Consider the following 22,489-nt stretch of genomic DNA (forward strand, 5'->3'; position numbering starts at 1 on the left):
GCTCACTCCCCGGTGAGCGCGTCCAGGTCGCGCAGGTTGTAGGCGACGGCCTCGGCGACCCGTTCGAACGGCAGGTCCAGCGCGGCGGGCAGGGTGTTCGCCCAGAACGCGACGAGCTGGTCGGCCCGGTTGCGCGCGCCCCCGGGCAGCTTCGGCATCATGATCTCCAGCAGGCCGAGCTGGTCGGCGGCCATGCCGGTGACCTGGTGGAAGAGCGGGTCGGGGGCGCTCAGCGCGCCCGCCAGGCCGCGCGGCAGCGCGTTCATGAGCTGCTCGCTCACCAGGCTGCGGAACTCCTCGTCGCCGCCGATCACCCACTGCTCGTAGGCCCGCAGGATGCTCGGCCACGAGGACGCCCTGCCGTAGCCGGTCAGCGGCAGCGTCATCGAGCCGCCCTCCACGTCGATCCTGATCCGCGACGGCGAGGCCGGCTCGCCCTCGACCACGCTGACCTGCCCGTTCCACAGCAGGCAGAGCAGCCGGTGCAGGATGCGGACCCGGTGCTCCTCGGTGGTGGCCAGGTAGCCGAAGTCGTAGCCGAGCCGCTGGCGCCACTTCAGATGGTCCTGCGGCCGTTCGTGCTGCAGGGCGTCGGCCCAGTCGTGCAGCACCTCGCGCAGCTCGCGCACCTGGGTGACGCTCATCGAGGTGCGCACCTGCACGACCGTCACCGAGTCGGCGTCGATGTTGCGGAAGTCGGGCACGCCCGGCAGGTCGATCCGCTCCTTCAGGAAGCGCTCCAGCTCGACGTCCTTGGCCGGCGCCGGGTAGGAGACGAGCACCTTCAGGTCGCCCGTGCCGTCGGGCGTGAAGCCGCCGGGCACCAGGTCGGCCAGCTTGAGCTGGAACTGCCGCACGTGCGGGTCGTCGCCGCCGCCCGTCGCCGCCTGGGCGAGGATGTCGGCCAGCGACGGCAGCAGCGGCTGCTCGCCCAGCACGGCGGCCTCGTCGCGGTCCTTGAAGAGCTTCTTGACCTCCAGCTTGAGCCGCTCACGCACCCAGGCCAGCGCGTCCACCGGCTTGCCCGTGCGCCAGGCCAGGTCGTAGGCGTGCTGCCAGCCCGCCGCGCCGATCAGCGCGTTGACCACCCCGGCCTCGCCGTCGGTCGGCCGCAGGAGCTGCCTGGCCACGTGCACGTCCACGAAGCGGCGCACCACCGCGTCGTAGAACGCCTCGGGGCCCGACGGCGGCAGCAGGTGGTAGACGCCGACGCGGGTCTCGTACAGCTCGCCTGCGCGGCGCGCGAACCGCTCGGGGTCCGCGTCCGCGTGCTCGGCGAACACCTCGGTGAAGTCGCGCACCTCGCGGATGAGCTGCTTGCGCAGCGGCTCCCAGCGCGGCATCTGGTCGGCCCAGGCCCGGTGCCACAGCCCCTGGCTGCGCCACAGGTACCAGGTGTCCTGGTCGTGCAGCGACGCCTGCACCTCGGGGTCGCTCCACTGCACCTTGCGGAACAGCCGGTCGCGCATCGGCCGCGGCTGCGGCGGCGCCTCGCTCATGTTCTCGTACGGCTTGCGCGGCTGCGCCCTGCGCTGGTCGAGCAGCCCGGCGAAGCCCAGCTTGTCGGCGTCGTGCACGTCGCCCTGAAGGCCCATCACCACCCGCCGCAGCCGGAACGGATCGACGTGGCCGAGCCCCTCCAGCGCGCCGCGCCGCACATCCATGTCCTTGGCCATGGCCGGCACGACACGGCTGAGCTGCCGTTCCAGCGAGGCCAGATTGTCCTCCATCGCACGCATCCGGTTGGCCAGCGACTTCTGGATCTCCGCCGCGCCGGTCGCCGCGCGGGCCTCGGGCAGCGGCAGCGGCTCGCGGGTGTTGAGCTGCTCCAGGTTGGCGGTGGTGAACATGCGGCGGATCTCCTCCACGTTGCTCTCTGCCGCGCCCGGCGGCGCGGCGTGCAACTGCGTCACCGCGCGCGCCAGCAGCCGCGAGCTGACCAGGTCGGCCAGCTCCTCCACGGGCACGGTCATCGAGGAGACGAACGCCGTGGACACGCCCCGGTTGCCGATGCCGGAGGCGGCGGGCACCTCGCGCTCGACGGCCCGGTTGATGAAGTCGTCGGCGAAGGAGGACTCGCCGCGGTCCTCCATGCCGCCCACGGTCTCTCCCGCGGTGCTCGGCCGGGTGCCGGCCAGGGAGACGATCAGCGAGGCGATCGAGCGGTGCAGGTCGTCGCGCTCGACGCCGGGCGGCATGGTGAACAGGAACGCGGTCTGCACCGTGCCGGTGCCCAGCCGCACCTCGCCCCTGCCCGGGTAACGCACGCCCAGCTCGCCGACGATGCCCTGCTCGTCGACCTGCGTGCCCGCGTGCGGCGCGTTCTGGTCGTCGACCAGCCTGAACAGGTCGAGCAGGCTCGCCCCCGCGTTGAGCCGGGCCCTGCGCCCGCCGCCCTTGCCCTCGACGAACGCCGACGGCATGACGACCAGCGGGTGGATCCGCGCCCTGATGTGGTTGCGGGCGAAGGCGTCGCCGATCAGGTGCAGGTAGTCGTAGAAGATGCCGCTGCCGGTGCCGCCCGCCACCGAGTAGGCCACGAACACGTCGCAGGTGCGCCGCAGCCGGCCGCCCAGCGCGGCCAGTTCGCTGCCGGAGTTGCTGATCGCGCCGATGGCGTCCTCGATGCCCTGCACGACCGGCCCCGTGCCGTGCCGCATGCGCTCGAACAGCGCCGCCCTGGCCACCGTCGGAAGCTGCCCCGCGCCCCGCATCAGCGGCGCGACCAGCGGCTCCTGCTCGCGCGGCGGCAGCCAGTCCTTGACGTGGTCGCCCAGCGTGGCGCGCAGGCTGCGGGCCACCTCCGGATAGGAGTCGAACTTGGGCACCACGTCGTGGATCAGGTGCGCGGTGCGGCCCGCCGCGGGCAGCTCCCGCTCGGTCGGCACCACGCGGCGGCGGGTGCGGTTCAGCTCGTCCTCGTTCAGGTCGACGTAGACGAACTGCAGGCAGGAGGGCAGCTCGTAGGGCTGGTAGTTCTGCCACCTGAAGTTCCTGATCAGATCCATGCCGTCGGGACCGCACAGCTCGTCACGCAGCCAGCGCTCCAGCTCCACCCCGACCCGGCAGCCGGTGCCGCCGAGCCCCACGAACATCATCGGATCGAAGATCCTCATGCATCCCTCACAACAGGTCGTCGCCTGGCATCGGTCGGTGGGTCGTCCTGCTCTGGTACGGCTGCGCGGGCCCGTACGCCGGCTGCTCGGCGCCGCCCCTGGCCCGGCCGTCGTCCACGCCGAGGTACATGCCGTTCGGCAGGGCGATCGGCTGGCCTGGGGAGAGCGGGTCCAGCTCCCGCCCCGACGGGTCGCGCACCAGCACCGTCCGGCCAGGGCCGCGGCGCACGGCGTAGCCCGTCCCGTACGTGCGGACCAGAAGGCCGTCGCGGACCTCGAAGGTGAACTCGGGGCCCTCGCCCAGCGGCGCCTGGAGCCGGCTGATGTACGGCTCGCCGAGCCGGTCGAACAGGTGCAGGGTCAGCTCGCTCGGGTCGGCCGCCCGCCGCCGCGCCCGCCGCCTGGCCAGCAGGAACGGCAGCGCCACCGCGAGGACGAGGAGGAGGATCAGCAGGGCCTGCAGCGCCCGCTGCCACAGCGGAGTCGGCGGCTGCACGTCCACGCTGACGAACTCCTCGGCCACGACCTGCCCGGCCGGGTCGAGCACCTGCACCATGCCGCTCACCTCGCCCTCCCCGGCGTCGGAGCCGACGCGCAGCTCCAGCGGCTGCTCCGAGCTGCCGGTCGGCGCCTGGAGCCGCTGGGCGGACAGGGTCACGGTGCCGGGGACGTCCACGAGCCGCAGGCCGAGCTGGACGGGCTCGGCCTCGTTGGTGATCCGGACGGCGCCGGCGAGCGTGCCGCCCGGCTCGACGGTGGCGGGAGTCAGCTCGACCTGGGCGCGGAGCCGGTCGGCGGGCCCGGCGATGCGCGTCGCGTACGGCCGCTCGTCGCCGGCCACGCCAGGCCCCGTCACCTTGCCGACGAAGGACAGCGCGCCGGTGGCCGTGGCGGGGATGACGATCGGGCCGGAGTACTCGCCGTCGCCCTGCGCCCGGTCGGCCCCCTCACCTGTGTCGCCCAGCTCGACCGGGACCTCCTGGAACCCGTCGCCGGACATCCTGGCGCTGAACCGCAGGCCCTCCAGCGCGGCAGGGTCGGTGATCGTGCCCGTCCTGGTCTGCAGGCGCAGCCGCACGTTCACCTGCTCGCCGGGGCGCGGCCGGGGGTTGCTCAGCGAGATCGAGGCGCGCAGCGCGCCCTGCCAGACGACGGTGGCGCTGACGTCCTGGCGGCTGACGCCCGGCGGCGAGGTGAGCCTGATGACCCACTCGCCGGGCAGCGGGTTGCGGATGCGCAGCGACTCCACCGGGCCTGACTCGCCGGCCGCCTGGAAGGTGGACTCCTTCAGCTCGCCCTGCTTGGGCACCTGGGTGTTCTCGGGGTCGAAGTAGGCGACCTGGATGCGCTTGTCGCGCTTGACCACCACGATCGAGCCGTCGGTGGCGATGATCGGGATGTTCACCTTCAGGTCGATGGTGGCGCCCGCGTCGAGCGAGTCGGTCACGGACTTCTCGATGCCGGCGCACCTGGCGTAGGCGAACGCCTCCAGCAGCGAGCGCTCCACGTCGGCCGAGCTGGCGACGACGCGGGCGGTCGGCGTGGCCGTCTTCTGGTCGCCGCAGGGCTGCACCCAGCCGCCCGCCGCGAACGCGTCGAGCGCCGACTTGTCGGCCGCGCCGAAGCCCAGCGGCCAGATCTGCACCTGCCCCTGCTTGGCGTCGCCGAGGCTGCGGGTGATCTGGTCCTGGGCGTTGGCGTTGCGGGCCTGGGCGTCGGCGCCGTACTGGGGGCTGTTCTTCACGTCGAGCACGCCGTCGGTCAGCAAGAACACGATCTTCGCGCGCTGCTGGTCGTCGGGCTTGCCCATGATGTCGAGCGCCTGCTCCAGGGCGGCGGCGTGATCGGTGTCGTTGCCCTCGCCCGAGCCGCGCAGGCGCAGCTTCTCCACGCACCGGCTGAGCGACTCGCGATCCTGCGCGGTCTCCACCCCGGTCAGCGGGCAGACGATGTCCACGGCCGACTGGCCGGGGGCGTTGGAGCTGCCGAACCCCACCACGGCCACCTGCGACTGCGGCGAGAGCTCGCTGAGCGCGATGAGCTGGGCGGCGGCGCGCTCGCGCCTGACGTCCTGGTCCTTGAGACTGCCCGACTCGTCGACCAGGACGACGACGCGGACGGGCTTGACGTCGGAGGGCGGAGCGGCGTGCGCGGCCGTCGGGGGGAGCGCCACGGCAGCGGTCACGGCAGCGGTCACGGTAAGCGCGAAAAGAAATCTGAGGGATGTAGTGACGAGCACATTTCCTCGCAGTCGCCGTTTTTCTTATCCGCAGAACGGAGAGGAGCCCCGAGAAGTTTCAACCCTGGTTTTGGTCATGCAATCTGTCAGATTGTGCATGTCCCTAATCGCCGTCGTCTACCCCGCATACAGGGATTCTATGGGGAAGGTCACGGCTGTGGGGCTGGTGGGTCAAGAGTTAAGTAAATACGGCTTTATGCCGAAATATCGGTCAATAATGGCCTCCGCCCCGGTTTTGGGCCGGGGCGGAGGAAAAGGCTAGAAGTCGGTCGCCGACAGGCGGCCGTAGACGATCATGAGCACCGCCACCAGCGACGTCCACCCCGTCTGGTGCGCCGCACCCAGACCGGCCCCGTCGTCACCGTGGAAGTACTCGTGGAACAGGATCAGATCCCGCCAGTGCGGGTCCTCCTGGAAGATCCGCTGCCCGCCGTACACCGGCCGCCGCCCGTCCTGACCCCGCAGGAACGTGCGCACGAGCCGGTCCGAGATCTCCTTGCTCACCTCGAACAGCGTCATCCGGTTGCCCGAGCCCGTCGGGCACTCCACGGTGAACTCGTCGCCGTAGAACGCGTACAGGTGCAGCAGCGCCCTGATCAGCAGCACGTTGATCGGGAACCACACCGGCCCGCGCCAGTTGGAGTTCCCGCCGAACATGCGGCTGTCGGACTCGGCCGGCAGGTACGCCACCTTGTACTCGCGGCCCTGAACCGTGAACGAGTACGGATGATCGGCGTGGTGCCGCGACAGCGACCTGATCCCGTACGGGCCGAGGAACTCCTCCTCGTCGAGCATCCGCGCCAGCACCCGGCGCAGCTTCCGCTCGTCCAGCAGCGACAACAACCGCCGCCCCGCCACGCCGGGCCGCTCCGCCGCCGACATGCCCTCGGCCAGGTCGGGATGGCGGCTCGCGAACGCCCTGACCCGGTTGAACAGCCTGGCCTCCGACTCCTCCGCGCGCGGCGTGAAGACCGTCGTCGCGCACATCGGCAGCAGCCCCACCAGGGAACGCACCTTGAGCCGGACGGCCTCGCCGTCAGGCAGCCGCAGCACGTCGTAGAAGAAGCCGTCCGCCTCGTCCCACATCTCCTCCTTCAGATCGCCGACCCGGTCGGTCGAGGCGGAGATGCGCAGGAAGGCCTGCGCGAAGCGCACCGCGAGATCCTCGTACGCGGGCGCCCGGTCCGACAGCTCGGCGGCCATCTGCAACATCGTCTGCGTGTAGAACGCCATCCACGCCGTGCCGTCGGCCTGGTCCAGCGAGCCGCCGGTCGGCAGCGTCGCGCTGCGGTCGAACACGCCGATGTTGTCCAGGCCGAGGAAGCCGCCCTGGAAGACGTTGCGCCCGTCCGGGTCCTTGCGGTTGACCCACCAGGTGAAGTTGACCAGCAGCTTCTGGAAGACCCGCTCCAGGAAGTCCAGGTCGCTGTGGCCGTCGAGCCTCCTGTCCAGGCTGTTGACGAAGCGCGCCGCCCACGCCTGCACGGGCGGGTTGACGTCGGCGAAGTTCCACTCGTACGCGGGCACCTGGCCGCTGGCGTGCAGGTACCGCTCGCCCAGCAGCACCTCGATCTGGTGCTTGGCCAGGTCGAGGTCCACCACCGACAGCGCGACCGCGTGGAACGCCAGGTCCCAGGCGGCGAACCAGGGATACTCCCACGTGTCCGGCATGACGAGCACGTCGTCGGCCGTCATGTCGAACCAGGCGTGGTTGCGCTGCCCCGTGCGCGTCCACGGGTCGGCGCCGTGCTCGGCCAGCCACGTCTCGACGTCGAAGTAGTAGTACTGCTTGCTCCACAGCAGGCCCGACAGCGCCTGCCTGAGCACCATCGCCTCGTCCTGGCTCGCCTCGGGCGGGGTGAGCGCCGCGTAGAACGCGTCCGCCTCCGCCCGCCGCTGCCGCAGCACCTCGTCGAAGCCCGCGCCCAGCGGGTCCGGGCCCGCGTCGCCCGCGGCCAGCCGCAGGCGCACCGTCACCTCGCCGCCCGCCGGCACCGTCAGCGTGTGGTGCACGGCCGCCTTGGTGCCCGTACGCTGCGGGTTCACCGCGCTGCTCTCCCCGCGCACCACGTGACGGTCGAACGCGTCCTTCACGTACGGGGAGGCGTTCCTGCCGCCGTACAGCCGCTCGTGGTTCGTCTCGTTCTCGGTGAACAGCAGCGGCGCGTCCGCCGCGCAGTACAGCCGGTACGTCCCCAGCTCCGCATGTTCGGCCTGCACCACCCCCGGCCCCGCGGCCCGCAGCTCCGGCTTGACGGCCCCCGCGCCCCACGACCACGTGTTGCGGAACCACAGCGTCGGCAGCACGTGGACCGTCGCCGCCTCCGGGCCCCGGTTCGCGACCGTGACCAGCATCAGCAGGTCGTCGGGGGCGGCCTTGGCGTACTCGGCGAACACGTCGAAGTAGCGGTTGTCGTCGAAGACGCCCGTGTCGAGCAGCTCGTACTCGAAGCCGCGCGCGTCCCTGGCCGCGTTCGTGGTGACCAGCTCGTTGTAGGGGAACTCGGCCTGCGGGTACTTGTAGAGGTACCGCATGTAGGAGTGGGTGGGCGTGCTGTCAAGGAAGAAGTAGTGCTCCTTGACGTCCTCGCCGTGGTTGCCCTCGCCGTTCGTCAGCCCGAACGGCCGCTCCTTGAGAATCGGGTCCTTGCCGTTCCACAGCGCCATCGACAGGCACAGCCGCTGCTTGTCGTCGCTGACGCCGCCGAGCCCGTCCTCACCCCATCGATAGGCGCGGGAGCGGGCGTGGTCGTGCGGGAAGTGGTTCCACGCGTCGCCGTTCACGCTGTAGTCCTCGCGGACGGTGCCCCACTGCCGCTCGCTCAGGTACGGTCCCCACCGGCGCCATGGCGCGTCCGGAGCGGCCGACTGCCCTAGTCGTTCTCGTTCGGCATCCATGGGCGCAGCATCCTCCGATGGCCGCCCGCTGCCTCCTTCCCGGGAAGTGAGGTTTCTCAGCCACGCGCCCGCCTCAGCCTTCGGGCGTCCGCTTGGTGAGCGCCCGCCTCAGCCTTCGGGCGTCCGCTTGGTGAGCGCCCGCCTCAGCCTTTGGACGTCCGCTTGGTGAGCGCCCGCCTCAGCCCTTGGGCGTCCGCTTCGTCAGCACCCGTTTCATGCGGCGGGTCAGGACGGCGCGCACGCCGTCCCCGCGCCTGGCCACGTGCAGCTCGCGGCGCAGCGTGCCGACCTCGCGCCGCAGCTCCACGGTGCTCCTGCGCCAGCGAGCCGCCTCGTCCCGCCACTTGGCGACCTGCGCCCGCAGCCGCTCGGCCTCCTTCGCCAGCCGGGCCGCCTCCGCCTCCGCCTGCGTCCTGGCCTTGTACGCGGCCCGCCGCCCGACGATCTCACCCGGCCCGCTGCCGAACCCGTACTCCTCACCGACGACCCACCGCACCCCCGACACGTCCTCCACGACGTCGTCGAGCGCCTCGCCCCGGTGGGCCACGATCCGGGCGCGGGCCAGGGCCGACACCCGTTCGAGCCGCGCCGAGACCACCTCCTCTGCCGTCTCCGCCAGCAACACCTGGATCAGGCCCAGCCCCTCACCACGAGCCAGCGCCAGCAGCCTGGCCAGGCTGTCCTCGCCGGGCACCCACCCCGCGGGCAGGCGCAGCACGAACGGCACGGACGGGTCCACCCGCTCCTCGGCCGCCAGCAGCACCCGGCTCTCGTGCTCGTAGTGGCCGTGCACCAGCACCAGGTCGAGGTTCGGGTCCTTGAGCGGGGCGCGGCGGTCACGTTCGAGCGTGTCCCAGGGGCCGACGAGCACCACCGACAGGTCCGCCACGGTCGAGGCGAGCAGCGCGTCCACGGTGGCGCGGACGGCCTCGTACCCGGCGGCGCCGTCCACGACGGCGGTCACGTTCGGCACCTTCCAGCGGCGGGCCGGATGTGTGCGCAGCCATTGGTAGGCGGGGATGCGGTCGGCGACGAAGGCGTGGCTGACCCGGTCGATGCGCTCCTGATGACGCATCCGCATGGTCGGGCCGAGATGGTAGGCGCGCGCCCGCGGCTCCGGCACGAACACCGCCCCCGCCTGGTACAGCCGGTAGCCCAGCTCGGTGTCCTGGCCGAGTATCAGGTCGTCGTCCATGGGCCCGGCGGCCTCCACCAGGCGGGCGCTGACGGAGGTGGCGCCGCCGACGTGCAGGCTGAACGGCCGCACCGGGTTGTTCGTCAGCCCGTCCGTCCGCTCCACCAGGCCGACCAGCCACGCGTGCGGGTCGGCCGGCTCGAACGCCGCCTCCAGATCATCAGGCAGTACGCCGGGCAGCGGCGCGCTCGTGAAACGGAGGTAACCCGTGACGGACAGGTAGGGCGCGGCGTGATGCCAGCGCATGTGCGCCTCGATCGCGCCGGGCGTGAGCACCACGTCCGAGTCCAGCCAGTGGATGACGTCGCCGGTCGCCTCGGCCAGCCCGGCGTTGCGGGCGGCGGCCCGTCCCGGACGTTCGCACACCACCATCCTGGCGGACGAGCCCGCGGGCAGCCGCAGCGGCGGCGAGCTGCCGTTGTCCACCACGATGATCTCGGTCAGCTCCGCCGGGTACGTCTGCCGCGCCAGCCCCTGCAACACCAGATCCAGCTTGTCCTGCGTGCCGTAGGCCGGGATGATCACGCTGACCCGCAGCTCCGGCGTGCAGCGCTCCGGCGGTCGCAGGACGCGGTAGTCGTTGCCGCGCACCCGCCGCGCGCCACCCTCGACGGACATGCCGGCGCCCCCCTGAGATCGACGAGGGGCTCACTTTAGGGTCTCTACCTGGGAAGAAGCTGTGTCCTCACTGGGAAATCGACATTTCCGCAGCTCAGTCCTGACAGCTTTCACACAGGAACGTCCTGACGCTGACAGGGACTGGTTTCACCCGGGAAGGCCCTGGCGCTGACAGGGCCTGGCTTCATCCAGGGAGGGCCCTGGCGCTGACAGGAGCCAGCCAGAGCCCGGCCAGCGCGTCGATGAGCCCGATCGCGGTGGCCTCCCACCCCGTACGCGCCCCCTGCTCCCCTTCGTGCAGCGCCCGCTCCCGCTCGGCCAGCGTGTGCACCACCAGCAGGCGGCTCATGTCCCCCCGCTCCCTGTGCACCTCCTCCGGCAGGTCCGGCAGCAACCGGAACATCCCCTCCAGCGCCCGCCCCATCGACGGCGCCGCCACCGACTCGTCCACCACGATCTGCCGCAGAGCCGGCACCGTGTCGAACTGCGCCAGGCAACGGGCCCGCCAGCTCGGCACACCCAGCGCGTCGAGCTGGCCGGTCGCCGGACGTACCAGACAGGCGATCCAGTCGCGCGGGTCGCCGGGCTCGGCGATCTCCGCCAGCATGCGCAGCCGCCGCTCCTCCGTCACGGCGGTGTGCCGGCGCACGATCGCCCGCACCAGGTCCGCCTTGGTGCCGAAGTGGTAGCCGACGGCGAAGTTGTTCGCCTGCCCGGCCGCCTGGCCGATCTGCCGGTTGGAGACCTCGCCCACCCCGCGCTCGGCGAAGAGCCGCTCGGCGGCGTCGAGAATCGCCTCACGGGTGTCGTGGGCCCGCTCGGCCCTGCCGGATGCCGCCTGCGCGGTTCTGCTGGAGGACATGCCCACCACCGTACGGGCCCCCGCCGCCCGCCGCCCTTCCACCCGGATGATCCGTTGTGATCTCCTGGGCCCATGCCGAACATCCCCCGGGCTCTCCTCACGGCAGCCGTCACCCTGCTCGCCGCGCCGGGCCTGGCGGCGCTCCTCTACCTCGCCGGCCGCCCCGAACCCGCCGGCGTCCTGACCGGTCTCGCGGCCGGCCTCCTGCTCCGCGACCGTCCCGCCCGGGCCGCCATGGCCACGTTGTGCGGGAGTGTGGTGGCGGTGGCGGTCGGGTCGCTGGTGGTGCAAGGGTTCCGCGCCGACGGGCCGGACTTTCCCGATGCGATGGCGGGGTGGCCTGGCTGGGTGGCGGGCGCCGTCCTCGCCTACGCGCTCGCGGCCCGCCGCCCCACCACCTCGGCCCGCGCAATCACCGCCCACCGTCCCACCACCCGGGCCGACGCGACTGTGGCTCGTGAGGCCGCCACCTGGTCCGGCGCGAGCGCGGCCGTGCCTCGCTGGCGTGGGGCCGCCACCCGCACCCTGGTGACCGCGGCCGTGCTCGCCGCCGTCCTGTGCTGCGGGCAACTCGTCCTCGCCCAGGCGGCCGGGATGACGCTGTGGGAGGACTACCACGAGTGGGACGGCCCCGGCCTGTACCGGGACCTCACCAGAGCCACCTGGCACCCCGCCGCGGCCGTGATCGTGGCGACGCTGACGGCGACCCAGGTGTTCGGGGAACGCGTCAGGCACTGGGCCGTCCCGGTGGCCGCGTGGCTCGGCTGCGCCCTGATCGGCGGCCCCGTCCAGTACGCGCAGGCGCTGGGGGCGGGGGAGCGGGCGGCGCTGCTCGCCCTCCTGGCAGCCCTGGCCGGCGGCGCGATCGGCGCCGCCGCCGCGACGGCCGCCCTCGGACGCCCCGGGATCTGGCTGGGGCTGACCGCCTTCGTCCTGTTGTTCACGGCGCAGGAGGTGCGGGGCGGCTGGGTGGAGGACCTTCCCGACCTGTGGGGTCTGTACGTGTCTGTTGCCCTGGTGGCCGGGGTCGCCGCGTGGACGGCCTGGCGTGAGACGAGCTTCGGGGCGGGGGCCGTCGCAGGGCTGGCGGGGCCGATGCTGATCTGGTCCGTCTACCTGCTGATTGGCTCCCGGCACTACGATCACGCGTCGCAGAGCGGGCCGTACACGTACGCGCTGCTGATCGCACTCGCCGCGATGGCCGTCGCACCGGTCGCGGCCGGCCTCGCCCGCGCCTTCCGCGGCGACCCCGCGACACCGCCGGGCTCAGGAGCGCCGTCGAGCCCGGCGGCGGCCTAACTCCAACACGACACCGACCCCGACCGGGGTGCCGAGCCCGCGTGTGGCACCGACCCCACGCGCGGCCTCAGTCCCGTACGTGCGACACCGAGCCTGCGTGCGGCCTCAACCTCGCGTGTGGCCTCAGCCCCGCGGGTGGAGTCGACCCTGCGTGCGTGCGTGCCAGCCCGGCCGTCGAGGCCGTGAGCGCGGGGAGATCAGGCCGCGCTCACGGCCACCGTCGTCAGATGGAGATGCGGCCCGCGCCCGCCCCCGCCGTCACGATGGACTTGACGCTGGAGGCGGAGTCGAGCGAGTAGGAGTACGGGATCGACCGCACGCTGCCACCACTCTGCCCACTGCCCGAGTTGACGAAGTGGTTGTTGCGGGCCACCAGGGTTCCGGCCGGCGAGCTGCCTTCGCCCAGGTGGAACGGGTCGTCGGTGTTCTCGAAGTAGTTGCCTTCGACGAGCACGCCGCCCTCCATGGTGGAGGCGACGCCGTAGCTGCCGACGCTGCCGTAGAAGTTGTTGAAGACGTGCACCGGGTTGCCGAAGCGGACGCGCGGGTGGCGCTGGTTGGTGCCGTCGAACCAGTTGTGGTGGTAGGTCACCCGCAGGCGGCCGCGGTCCTCGGCGGCGTTGCTGTCGCTGTGGCCCAGGAGCATGGTCTTGTCGTGGTCGAAGAACCTGTTCCAGGACACGGTGATGTAGTCGCTGGACCGCTTGATGTCCAGGGCTCCGTCGCCGCCGTTGCTGAAGGTGTTGTGGTCGATGTAGACCCGGGTCGAGTACTGGACGTTGATCCCGTCGTCACCCCAGTTCCTGAACGTGAGGTTGCGGATGATGACGTTCGACGCCTGCGACACGTTGAAGCCGCACCCGGAGATGGTCGCGCCCGAGTTGCCGATGACGGTCTTGTTGGAGGCGACGCGGAGCATGCCGGAGCAGGAGATCGTGCCGGAGACCCTGATCACGGCGGCGGAGCCGGACGACAGGGCGCTTGTCAGCGCTGAGGCGGAGGAGACGGTGGTGGTGGCGGCGCTGCCGCCGCCGGTGGTCCCGCCGCCCTGCGTGGCCCAGCCGACCAGCGGGGTGTCGGCTGCCGCCGGTGCCGCGGTCGCCGCCGTGAGCCCCGCCGCCGCGGCGGCCAGGCTGGTGACGAGGGTGAGGACACGTCGTGTTGTGCGCATGAGTGTGCTCCTACCTACTGCGGGTTGTCTGTAGGTGCTGTCTGTGCCTGGCGTTCACGTATGTGAATGGCAGGCATGGGAGTGAACGCATGCGAATCTAGGAAAGCGCTTTCCGGCCGTCAATGAAGCGCCTTGGACGGCCTTTCACCGGATCGGCGTCGTGGCCGGTCAGGGCATAACAACGCGATTTTACGATGGTGAAACTTTCATGTCGGGCACCAGTCGTCGCTCCCGTACGAGCTGGATGGCGCGTTCCAGATCGGGGGTCTGGTAGCGGTCGTCGCCGAGCGGCGCCACGTACCGCCTGAGCTCCGCCCGCAGCCGCGCCGTAGCCGCGCCCAGCGGCAGGCCCGCCATCGTCCCGGCGATCAGGTCGATGCCCTGGGCGGCCATCAGGTACTGGACGGCCAGGACGATCTCCAGCCGGTCGAGGTTCTCGTGCAGGTGGCGGGCCGAGGCCATGGCCATCGTGTTGTGGTCCTCCTGCCCGTCCTTCACCGGACGCGACAGCGTGCCCGCCGGGGAGGCTCTGACCTGCATTTCGGGGACCAGGGCGGCGGCCACCGTCTGCACCTGCACCATGCCGGAGTTGAGGCCGACGGGGGGACCGGCCAGGTTCGCCGGAAGGCCGTAGCTCCAGCGGGGGGAGAGCAGGCGTCCCGACAGCTCCTGCGACAGGACGCCGACGTCGGTGATCTCCGCGTTCAGGGTGTCGGCGAGATGTCCCATGATCGAGCCGTCCCAGTTGCCGCCCGTCACGAACTCGTACCCGCGGCCCCGCTCCCGCCTGAAGATCAGCGGGTTGAAGGTGGAGGAGTTGGCCTCGCGGGTGAGGGTGCGGCGGGCGTCGGCGAGCGCGTGCCGCAGGCCGGCCAGGATGTGCGGCGCCGCCCGTACCGACACCGCGTCCTGGACCCTCGGCTCGGCGCTCAGCCGCCTGCGGCCCTCCTCCGTCATCCAGCGGGAGCCCGCGACCAGCGCGCGCAGGCGCGCGGCGACCGCGTTCTCCTCGGGGATGTGGCGTTCTGCGTGGGTACGGGCGTCCAGCGCGCTCCGCTCGGCCCTGGTCGCCTCCATGAACAGGGCGAACGCCCCCTCGGCCTGGTCGGCGAGCGTCGTGGCGCGGTGGACGGCGTGCGCGAGCGTGGCGGCCAGGACGGTGCCGCCGCTGACGATCGGCAGCGCCTCACCTGCCTGGAGGGTGAAGCTCCTGGCCAGCCCGGCACGGGGCAGCACCTCGGAGGCGGGCCCCTCCTGGCCCCGGTAACGCACCGGCGCCTCCTCGCCGATCGCCGCCAGGCCGGCCGCGGCGTGGGGCTGCAGGTCGCCGGTGCCCAGGGAGCCGATCTGCGGCATCCGTGGCACGACTCCGGCGTTGACCAGGTCCAGCAGCCGCTGGGGCAACTCGGGGCGGACGCCGGCGCGGCCCCTGGCCAGTTGGTTCGCCTTGAGGATCAGGGCCAGCCTGACCACGTCGTCGGGCAGCGGGTCGCCGACGCCCGCGGCGTGGGAGCGCAGGATGTTGCGTTGGAAGCGTTCCTGCTGGGCCATGGTGAGCGGGCGGTCCTTGAGCGGTCCGAGCGCCTGGTTCCAGCCGTAGACGCGGCGGCCTTCCAGGGCAGCCAGGGCGCCGGCGCGGGTTCTGGACATGGTGGTGCGGGCGGACGGGGCCAGCGTGGCGGTGACGGGACGGCCGTCGAGGATCGCGAACGCGTCCGTGAGGGAGAACGAGGAGCCGTCCAGCACCAGGCTCAGCGGGCGCGAGGCGAGGGCTGGGGTGGGAGGCACTGCGGGCAGCGGCGTGAGGTGTGCTGTGAGGGACGGTGCGGGTTCGGCGGCTGCCTGGCCCGGGCAGTTCGCGGCGCAGCCGCCCGTCGGCGGCACGCACAAGGCGGCGACCAGCCCGAGGCCGAGGCTGAGGCCGAGGCCGGTGGCGGTGCGGCGGGTCATGGCGGCTCCCTCGGAACTCCAACCGGCGAAGATCGGTGCCGCACCGTTATAACGACGGCAGCGGGGCGGGCAGGAGGAGGCCCGGCCTCGCCGGGAAGAGTGCTGACCCGATCTCGACCGTTTCCATGGCAAGCCTCCCGCCGCGGGGCGAATCGCGGCTTGAGCTGCTGCGGTGGGGGTGGGGGCGAACGGGCCGATACGGTCTACTGCCATGGAGATCTGGATCAACCCCGCGTGCTCGAAGTGCCGCTCCGCGCTGTCCGTCCTGGATGCCGAGTCGGCGCAGTACACCGTGCGCCGCTACCTGGAGGACCCGCCGAGCGAGCCCGAGTTGCGCGAGGTGCTGTCCAGGCTCGGTCTGGAACCTTGGGACATCACCCGGACAGGGGAGGCGCGGGCGGCCGAGCTGGGGTTGGACGGGTGGCCACGGGAGGCGTTCGCGCGTGATCGGTGGATCAGGGCGCTGGCGCAGAACCCGATCCTGATCCAGCGGCCGATCATCACGGCGGACGACGGGTCGGCGGTGATCGGCCGGTCGGAGGACGCGGTGCGGTCGGTGCTCTGAGCCCTTGAAGAGGTGGTCCGGACAGGAGGAAGGCCGCGTCCCCGCGGGCGATACGGGGGCGCGGCCTTCCTGGTCGGAGGTCAGGCGCCGGTGACGGCCTTCTCCTTGGGAGCCTCGGAGGGCAGGTCGAGGCTGTCGCGGAGCTTGGCGGGCTTGAGGAAGGCGGCGGCGATGAGGCCGACGACGGCGATGGCCGCCGAGATGAGGAAGATGTGGCCGGTGGCGTCGCCGTACGCGGCCCTGACGATCTCCTTGATCGGCTCGGGCAGGGCGGCGATGTTCAGGCTGCCGCCGGCCGCGGCGGCGTCGCCGCCGACCGGGATCCCCGCCTTGGCCAGCCCTTGCGTGATGTTGGTCGCGACCTGGTTGGCCAGCACCGCGCCCAGCACCGACACGCCGACGGTGCCGCCGAGCGAGCGGAAGAACGTGACCGCGCCGCTGGCGGCGCCGATCTCGCTCAGCGGGACGGTGTTCTGGATGACCAGGACGAGGTTCTGCATCGACATGCCGACGCCGATGCCGACGGCGAGCATGTAGACGGAGATCAGCACCAGCGAGGTCTGGTGGTCGATGGTGGACAGGCCGGCGAAGCCCGCCAGCAGGACGACCAGGCCGACGAGGATGAACGGCTTGGTCCTTCCGGTGTTGGAGACCATCCGGCCGCTGATCGTGGACGACAGCAGCACGCCCACCATCATGGGGATGGTCAGCAGGCCGGCCTGGGTGGGGCCGAAGCCGCGGCCGATCTGGAAGTACTGGCCGAGGAAGACCGAGCCGCCGAACATGGCCATGCCGACCGCGAGGCTGGCCAGGATGGCCAGCGCGGGCGTGCGCCGCCGGATGACGTGCAGCGGCACGACCGGCTCCTTGACGAACGACTCGACCCACGTGGCCAGGGCGAGCAGCACGACGCCGCTGCCGGCGAGGGCGGCGGTCTGCCAGGACAGCCAGTCGAAGTCGTTGCCGACGAAGGTGACCCAGATGAGCAGGATGCTGACGCCGGCGGCGATGAGGGTGGCGCCCCAGTAGTCGATGCTCACGTTCGAGCGCCGCACGGTCGGGATGTGCAGGGTCTTGGCCAGCAGCGCGAAGGCGGCGATGGTGAACGGCACGGCGATGAAGAAGCACCAGCGCCAGCCGAGCCAGGAGGTGTCGGCGATGAGGCCGCCGAGCAGCGGGCCGCCGACGGTGGCCACGGCCATGACGGCGCCGAGGTAACCGTTGTAGCGGCCACGCTCCTTCGGCGAGATCATCGCGGCGATGACGACCTGCGCGAGGATCTGCAGCGCGCCCATGCCCAGGCCCTGCACGGCGCGGAACGCGATGAGCTGCCCGGTGTTCTGCGCGAACCCGCAGGCCAGCGAGGCGACCATGAAGATGACGATGGAGATCTGGAGCAGCAGCTTCTTGTTGAACAGGTCGGCGAGCTTGCCCCAGATGGGCGTCGAGGCGGTCGAGGCCAGCAGGGATGCCGTGACGACCCAGGTGTACTGCGACTGCGTGCCGTCCAGCGCGCCGATGATCTGGGGCAGCGCCACCGAGACGATGGTGCCGCTGATCATGGCGACGAACAGGACGAGCAGCAGGCCGCTCAGAGCTTCGAGGATTTGGCGGTGGGTCATCGGCTCCGCCGCGGACGGCGCTGCCGGCTGTGCACTCACGCGCGACCTCCGTTTCTAGGACGTTTTCACAAGGAAGTAAGGATCAACCCGGACACCTTACATGCACATGGGGCAACTTTGCGCATTGAGCATTTATTCCCGTTGGGTAAGCTGTGAGACATCATGGGCAACACAACTGGTCTGCGGGAGCGCAAGAAGGCCCAGACCCGCCAGGCCGTGCACGAGGCGGCGCTACGGCTGACCGTCGAGCACGGCCTGGACAACGTCACCGTCGAAGCCATCGCCGACGCCGCCAACATCTCGCGGCGCACGTTCTCCAACTACTTCGACGGCAAGGAGGACGCGCTGCTGTACGGCGACGAGCAGCGCCTGGACACCCTCGTCCTGCGCGTACGCGAGCAACCCGCCGACCGGACCGCCTGGCAGGCGCTGCGCGGCGCGCTCCAGAGCCTCTACGCCGAGACCGGCGGCCCTGACCGCGAATGGCACCAGCGCGCCCGCCTCGCCATGAACCACCCGTCCCTGCTGGCCAGGCAGCTCGCCGGCCGGGTGCGGCTGGAGCGGTCACTGAGCCAGGCGGTCGCCGAGCGCGAGCAGCCCGGGGGCGTCGGGCCGGAGATGGTCACGGCCGCGTTCCTGTCGGCGATGCGGATCGCCACGCAGCGGTGGTGCGCCGACTCCGAGACGCGGTCGCTGCACGAGCTGACCGTGCTGGCGCTGGACGAGATCGCCCGGCCCTTCGAGGCATGGCCCAGCCCCTGTCCGTCCGGGGGTGAGGGAGGTCCGGGCGGGCAGGGGCTGGGCGGCTCTGGATAACTTCAGGCGCGCGTGACCTCCCAGCTCAGGGTGGCCGTGCTCGGCGAGGTGTTGGTGACGCACACCTCGTAGCTCTGCGTGATGGGCGGCGTCAGAGCCCGGTCGATGGACGCCGTCGTCTCCAACGGCTGCTCACCGAGGATCTCGCCGTCGCCGTTCGCAGCCCTGATCGCGAACAGCACCGGCACGGACGACGTCCCGGCCAGCCGCAACGCCGGCGCCTCCCACCCGGCGGCCCACTCGCCGCACGCCCGCGCACCCGCGCCGAGCACGGCCGTATGCGGCCCCACCCCCGTCAGCACCTTCGGCCCGGGGACGGGCCCGAGCGACAGACGGTAGTGGACGGTCGCGTCGGAGGTGTTCGTGAGACAGGCCCGGTAGTACGCGGGCCCGGGGGACGGCGACGTGACACGCACGCTCGTCAGCTCCCACTGGGTACGGCGCAGCAGCTCCGTCTCGGGCCCGTCCACGGTCGCGGAGGTGCGGACCGTCCACGTGACGGGCGCTTGGTGGGTCGCGTTCCCGTACGCCCACGCGCCCCTGTCGGAGTAGGCGCGGTCGGTGCAGACGACGTCTCCAGGACGCAGCCCGGACCCGTCCGCGGCCCCGGCCGGAGCGGCGGCGAGCACGATGACCCCGGCCGCCACCAGGAACGCGGCCGCCGTGTGACGTGACTTGCGCAATGCCATGGCTTCTCCTCGTGCGTCGAGGTGGCCCGGCCCCCGTCGGCGGACTGGGACCGGGCCGGTCGCAGGCGCGTCCGACCCACCGGCACCGGCGCCGCCGGGGAGGACTCCAGCTCAGGCCTGTCGTCAACCCCGTCGAGCGCCGCCGCCGCGGGCCCGGGCCCCCGCGCTGCTGACGTCGGGAATGCTAGGAGATCGCCCTTCCGGAATCCTTACTCGCCCACTTGCCGCGATCATCCGGTATCCGTCCCCGTCATCCGCAGCCGCGTCCGGGACGAAGACCCGATCGGGGAGACGCCCGGACGGGGGCACGCCGCCGGGCCCGCTTCACGCATGCGCCTGGGGAGTGTGATGGTGGAGTTCCGGATCTTGGGTTCGGTGGGGGCGGTGCACGACGGCGCCGCGATCGCGCTCGGCGGGCCGCGGCACCGGCGGCTGCTCGCCGTCCTGCTGCTGAACGCGGGACGGCCGGTGTCCGTGCCCGCGCTGACCGACGCCCTGTGGGGCGAACGGCCGCCGCGCAGCGCGGCGGCGATGATCCACGTGCGGGTCTCCGAGCTGCGGAACGCGCTGCGGTCCGCCGGACGCGGGGTGCTCACGCGCGACGGCGGCTACCTGCTGCGACTCGGTCCGGACGAACTGGACGCCGACCGCTTCGAACGGCTGGCGGGAGCGGGGGCCGCCGCGTTGGCCGATGGGGATCCGGCTCGGGCCCGCGCCGCGCTGGAGGCGGGGCTGGCGTTGTGGCGGGGGCCCGCGCTGGGGGAGTTCGCCGACGAGGCGTTCGCCCGGCCCGACGCCATCCGGCTCGGGGAGCTGCGGCTGCAGGCTGTCGAGCATCGGATCGCGGCCGATCTCGAGTTGGGGCGGCATGGTGAGGTGGTGGCGGAGCTGCAGAAGCTCGTCACCGATCAGCCGCTGCGGGAGCGGTTCTGGGGGCAGCTCATGGTCGCCCTGTATCGGGCGGGGCGGCAGGGGGAGGCGCTTCAGGCTTATCGGGCGGCTTGGGATCATCTGCGGGATCAGCTTGGGCTTGAGCCGGGGGATGCGTTGCGGGGGTTGCATCAGGCGATCCTGACGGGCGATCCGGCGTTGCGGGTCGGTGGTGTGGACGTGGCTCGGTCAGGCGACAGGACACCGCCTGAGCCTGAGAGGCCGGTCGCGGATCCGCGGCCGGTGGCCCCCGTTCCCGCGCAGTTGCCCGCCGACGTGCCCGCCTTCACCGGCCGTACCGATCAACTGCGCCGGCTCGACGACCTGCTCCTCCACACCCCCGACACCCGCCCGCCGGACACCACGGTCACCGTCGCTGTGCTCTCCGGCACTGCGGGCGTCGGCAAGACAGCCCTCGCCGTGCACTGGGCGCACCGCTCACGCGACCGGTTCCCCGACGGCCACCTTCACGTCGACCTGCGCGGCTACGACCCCGGCCGGCCCATGGCCGCCACCGACGCCCTCGCCCGCTTCCTGACCGCGCTCGGCGTGCGGCCCGCCGACATCCCGCTCGACACCGACGAACGGGCGGCCAGGCTCCGCACCGAGCTGGCGGGCCGCCGCATGCTCGTGATCCTGGACAACGCGTCGTCGGTCGAGCAGGTCCGCCCGCTGCTGCCCGGCACTGGGCCGTGCGGGGTGCTGGTGACCAGCCGGGACAGCCTGGCGGGGCTGGTCGCGCGGGACGGCGCACGGCGGGTCGAGGTCGGCCTGCTCCCGCCCGCCGACGCCCACGCCTTGCTGCACCGCCTGATCGGCGCCCGCGCCGCCGCCGACCCGTCCGCCGTCGCCACCCTCGCCGCCCGCTGTGCCCGACTGCCGCTGGCCCTGCGCATCGCCGCCGAACTGGCCGTCTCCCGCCCGGCGCTGCCCCTGCGCACCCTCGCCGCCGAACTCGCCGCCCCCTCCACACCCCCCGAGCCGGCCGACGTCCGCCCTCGGCTGGAGTTGCTCGACGCGGGCGGTGACCCGCGTACCGCCGTGGTGTCGGTGTTCTCCTGGTCGATCAGGCACCTCCCGCCGGCCGCCGCCCGCACGTTCAGACTGCTCGGCTTGCACCCAGGCGCCGACTTCGACGTGCACGCCGCAGCCGCGCTGACCGGAAGGGACCTGAAGAGAACGCGAAAGGAAGTCGAAACGCTCACCCGAGCCCACCTCCTGCACGAGAACACCCCCGCCAGGTACGGCATGCACGACCTCCTGCGCGCGTACGCCGTCCGCCTGGTGACACCGGAGGAGCCGGACGCCGCGCTCGCCCGCCTGGCCGCCTACTACGTGGCCGCCGCCGCGACGGCGATGGACGGCCTCTACCCGGCCGAGACGCACCGCCGCCCGCCCGTAGACCCGCAGGACACCCCTCTCCCCGAGCTGGCGGGCACCGACGCGGCCCGCAGGTGGCTGGACGCCGAACGGCCGAACCTGGTGGCGGTCGCCGCACACCGTCCCATGCTGGCGGCCATCATGTACCGCTACCTCGGCGCGGGGCTCACCACCGACGCCCTGACCCTGCACTCCCGGGCTCACCGCGCGGCCGACGAAGCGGGCGATCGGGAGGGGGCGGCCTGGGCGTTGCTGGGGCTGGGGGAGGCGCACCTGGAGATGGGGCAGCACGACCGGGCGGCCGGGCTGTTCGGGCGGGCGCTGGCGTCGTTCGACGAGGCGGGGCAGGGGGTCGGCGCGGGGATCGCGATGACCAGCCTCGGCAGGGTGGAGCTGCGGCAGGGCAACCTGGACGCCGCGCACCGGCACCTCGAAAGCGCCCTGACCCGCTGCCGGAGCGCGGGCGACCCCACCGGGCAGGCGCGGGTGCTGAACATCCTGGGCATCGTGGCGGAACGCCTCGGCCGCACGGACCGGGCCATCGGTCATTACCGGAAGGCACTGGCCCTGTTCCGGCGCACGGGCGACCTGTCGGGCGAGGCGGCGATCCTGAACAACCTGAGCATCGCCGAGCAGCACGCGGGCCGGCCCGACCGGGCCGTGGGGCACTGCGAGCAGGCGCTGGTGCTGTTCAGGCGGCTCGGGGACGTGTCGGGTGAGGCGAGCACGCTGGACAACCTGGCGGGCGCCCAGGCCCGCCTCGGCCGGCACGCCGTCGCCGCCGAGCACTTCGAACGGGCGTACGCGCTCTACCGGGAGATCGGCGACCGGGAGGGGCAGGCGTGGGCGCTCAACGGGCTCGGTGAGACCGCGCTGGCCACCGGGCGTCCGGGTGACGCCGTCGCCTGCCATGAGGCGGCCCTGGCCGTCGCCGCCGAGATCGGGGCGCCCGATCAGCGGGCCCGCGCCCATGCCGGGCTCGGTCACGGGCATCGGGCCGCCGGACGTCCCGATCTCGCGCGCGACCACTACGAGCGGGCGCTCGGCGGGCACGCCGACCTCGACCCGGCCACGGCCCGCGACGTGCGGGCCCACCTCGCGGCCCTCCCCGGCACGCGATGAGGAGGGACGCCCCCGAA

General features: G+C 72.3%; 13 protein-coding genes. 4 read left to right on the forward strand and 9 right to left on the reverse strand.

Going from position 1 to position 22,489, the window contains the following annotated elements:
• Nucleotides 1-2: 2 nt before the first annotated feature.
• From ABD331_RS51720 to ABD331_RS51740, 5 genes are all read right to left on the reverse strand, one after another.
• Nucleotides 3-3,116, reverse strand: coding sequence for a tubulin-like doman-containing protein (locus ABD331_RS51720; protein WP_344493336.1), 3,114 nt, complete (start codon nt 3,114-3,116; stop codon nt 3-5).
• Between the two features lie 7 nt (nt 3,117-3,123).
• Nucleotides 3,124-5,301, reverse strand: a complete 2,178-nt coding sequence (locus ABD331_RS51725; protein ID WP_344493338.1) for a VWA domain-containing protein — start codon at nt 5,299-5,301, stop codon at nt 3,124-3,126.
• A gap of 312 nt (nt 5,302-5,613) precedes the next feature.
• Entirely contained in the window at nt 5,614-8,253 is a 2,640-nt protein-coding gene (locus ABD331_RS51730) for an MGH1-like glycoside hydrolase domain-containing protein (RefSeq protein ID WP_344493340.1), read from the reverse strand.
• A gap of 178 nt (nt 8,254-8,431) precedes the next feature.
• The gene (locus tag ABD331_RS51735) at nt 8,432-10,066 is read right to left on the reverse strand and encodes a glycosyltransferase (RefSeq protein ID WP_344493342.1); all 1,635 of its coding nucleotides are present in this window, start codon (nt 10,064-10,066) and stop codon (nt 8,432-8,434) included.
• A 184-nt stretch (nt 10,067-10,250) separates the two neighbouring features.
• The gene (locus ABD331_RS51740) at nt 10,251-10,928 is read right to left on the reverse strand and encodes a TetR/AcrR family transcriptional regulator (RefSeq protein ID WP_344493344.1); all 678 of its coding nucleotides are present in this window, start codon (nt 10,926-10,928) and stop codon (nt 10,251-10,253) included.
• 72 nt (nt 10,929-11,000) lie between these two features.
• On the opposite strand from ABD331_RS51740, the gene ABD331_RS51745 reads away from it, so the two are divergent.
• Complete coding sequence (locus ABD331_RS51745) at nt 11,001-12,227, forward strand: hypothetical protein (RefSeq protein WP_344493346.1); 1,227 nt, start codon at nt 11,001-11,003, stop codon at nt 12,225-12,227.
• Nucleotides 12,228-12,450: 223 nt separating this feature from the next.
• Here ABD331_RS51745 and ABD331_RS51750 read toward each other — a convergent pair whose 3' ends face one another.
• Nucleotides 12,451-13,398 carry a pectate lyase family protein gene (locus ABD331_RS51750; RefSeq protein ID WP_344493348.1) on the reverse strand — a complete coding sequence of 316 codons (948 nt, stop codon included), beginning with the start codon at nt 13,396-13,398 and terminating at the stop codon, nt 12,451-12,453.
• Between the two features lie 189 nt (nt 13,399-13,587).
• Nucleotides 13,588-15,348 (reverse strand): HAL/PAL/TAL family ammonia-lyase, encoded by a 1,761-nt coding sequence (locus ABD331_RS51755; protein WP_344493350.1) that lies wholly within the window; start codon nt 15,346-15,348, stop codon nt 13,588-13,590.
• Nucleotides 15,349-15,559: 211 nt separating this feature from the next.
• On the opposite strand from ABD331_RS51755, the gene ABD331_RS51760 reads away from it, so the two are divergent.
• Complete coding sequence (locus tag ABD331_RS51760; protein ID WP_148443499.1) at nt 15,560-15,913, forward strand: arsenate reductase family protein; 354 nt, start codon at nt 15,560-15,562, stop codon at nt 15,911-15,913.
• An 80-nt stretch (nt 15,914-15,993) separates the two neighbouring features.
• Here ABD331_RS51760 and ABD331_RS51765 read toward each other — a convergent pair whose 3' ends face one another.
• Complete coding sequence (locus ABD331_RS51765) at nt 15,994-17,535, reverse strand: MDR family MFS transporter (protein ID WP_344493476.1); 1,542 nt, start codon at nt 17,533-17,535, stop codon at nt 15,994-15,996.
• A 162-nt stretch (nt 17,536-17,697) separates the two neighbouring features.
• On the opposite strand from ABD331_RS51765, the gene ABD331_RS51770 reads away from it, so the two are divergent.
• Nucleotides 17,698-18,351, forward strand: coding sequence for a TetR/AcrR family transcriptional regulator (locus ABD331_RS51770; protein ID WP_344493352.1), 654 nt, complete (start codon nt 17,698-17,700; stop codon nt 18,349-18,351).
• A gap of 2 nt (nt 18,352-18,353) precedes the next feature.
• Here the strand turns inward: ABD331_RS51770 and ABD331_RS51775 are convergent, their stop codons facing one another.
• The gene (locus tag ABD331_RS51775) at nt 18,354-19,040 is read right to left on the reverse strand and encodes a hypothetical protein (protein ID WP_344493354.1); all 687 of its coding nucleotides are present in this window, start codon (nt 19,038-19,040) and stop codon (nt 18,354-18,356) included.
• Nucleotides 19,041-19,388: 348 nt separating this feature from the next.
• Between ABD331_RS51775 and ABD331_RS51780 the strand changes: the two genes are divergently transcribed.
• Nucleotides 19,389-22,472 carry an AfsR/SARP family transcriptional regulator gene (locus tag ABD331_RS51780; protein ID WP_344493356.1) on the forward strand — a complete coding sequence of 1,028 codons (3,084 nt, stop codon included), beginning with the start codon at nt 19,389-19,391 and terminating at the stop codon, nt 22,470-22,472.
• The last annotated feature ends 17 nt before the right edge of the window (nt 22,473-22,489 follow it).

It is taken from the genome of Nonomuraea monospora, assembly GCF_039531895.1.
GTDB classification, from domain to species: Bacteria; Actinomycetota; Actinomycetes; order Streptosporangiales; family Streptosporangiaceae; genus Nonomuraea; species Nonomuraea monospora.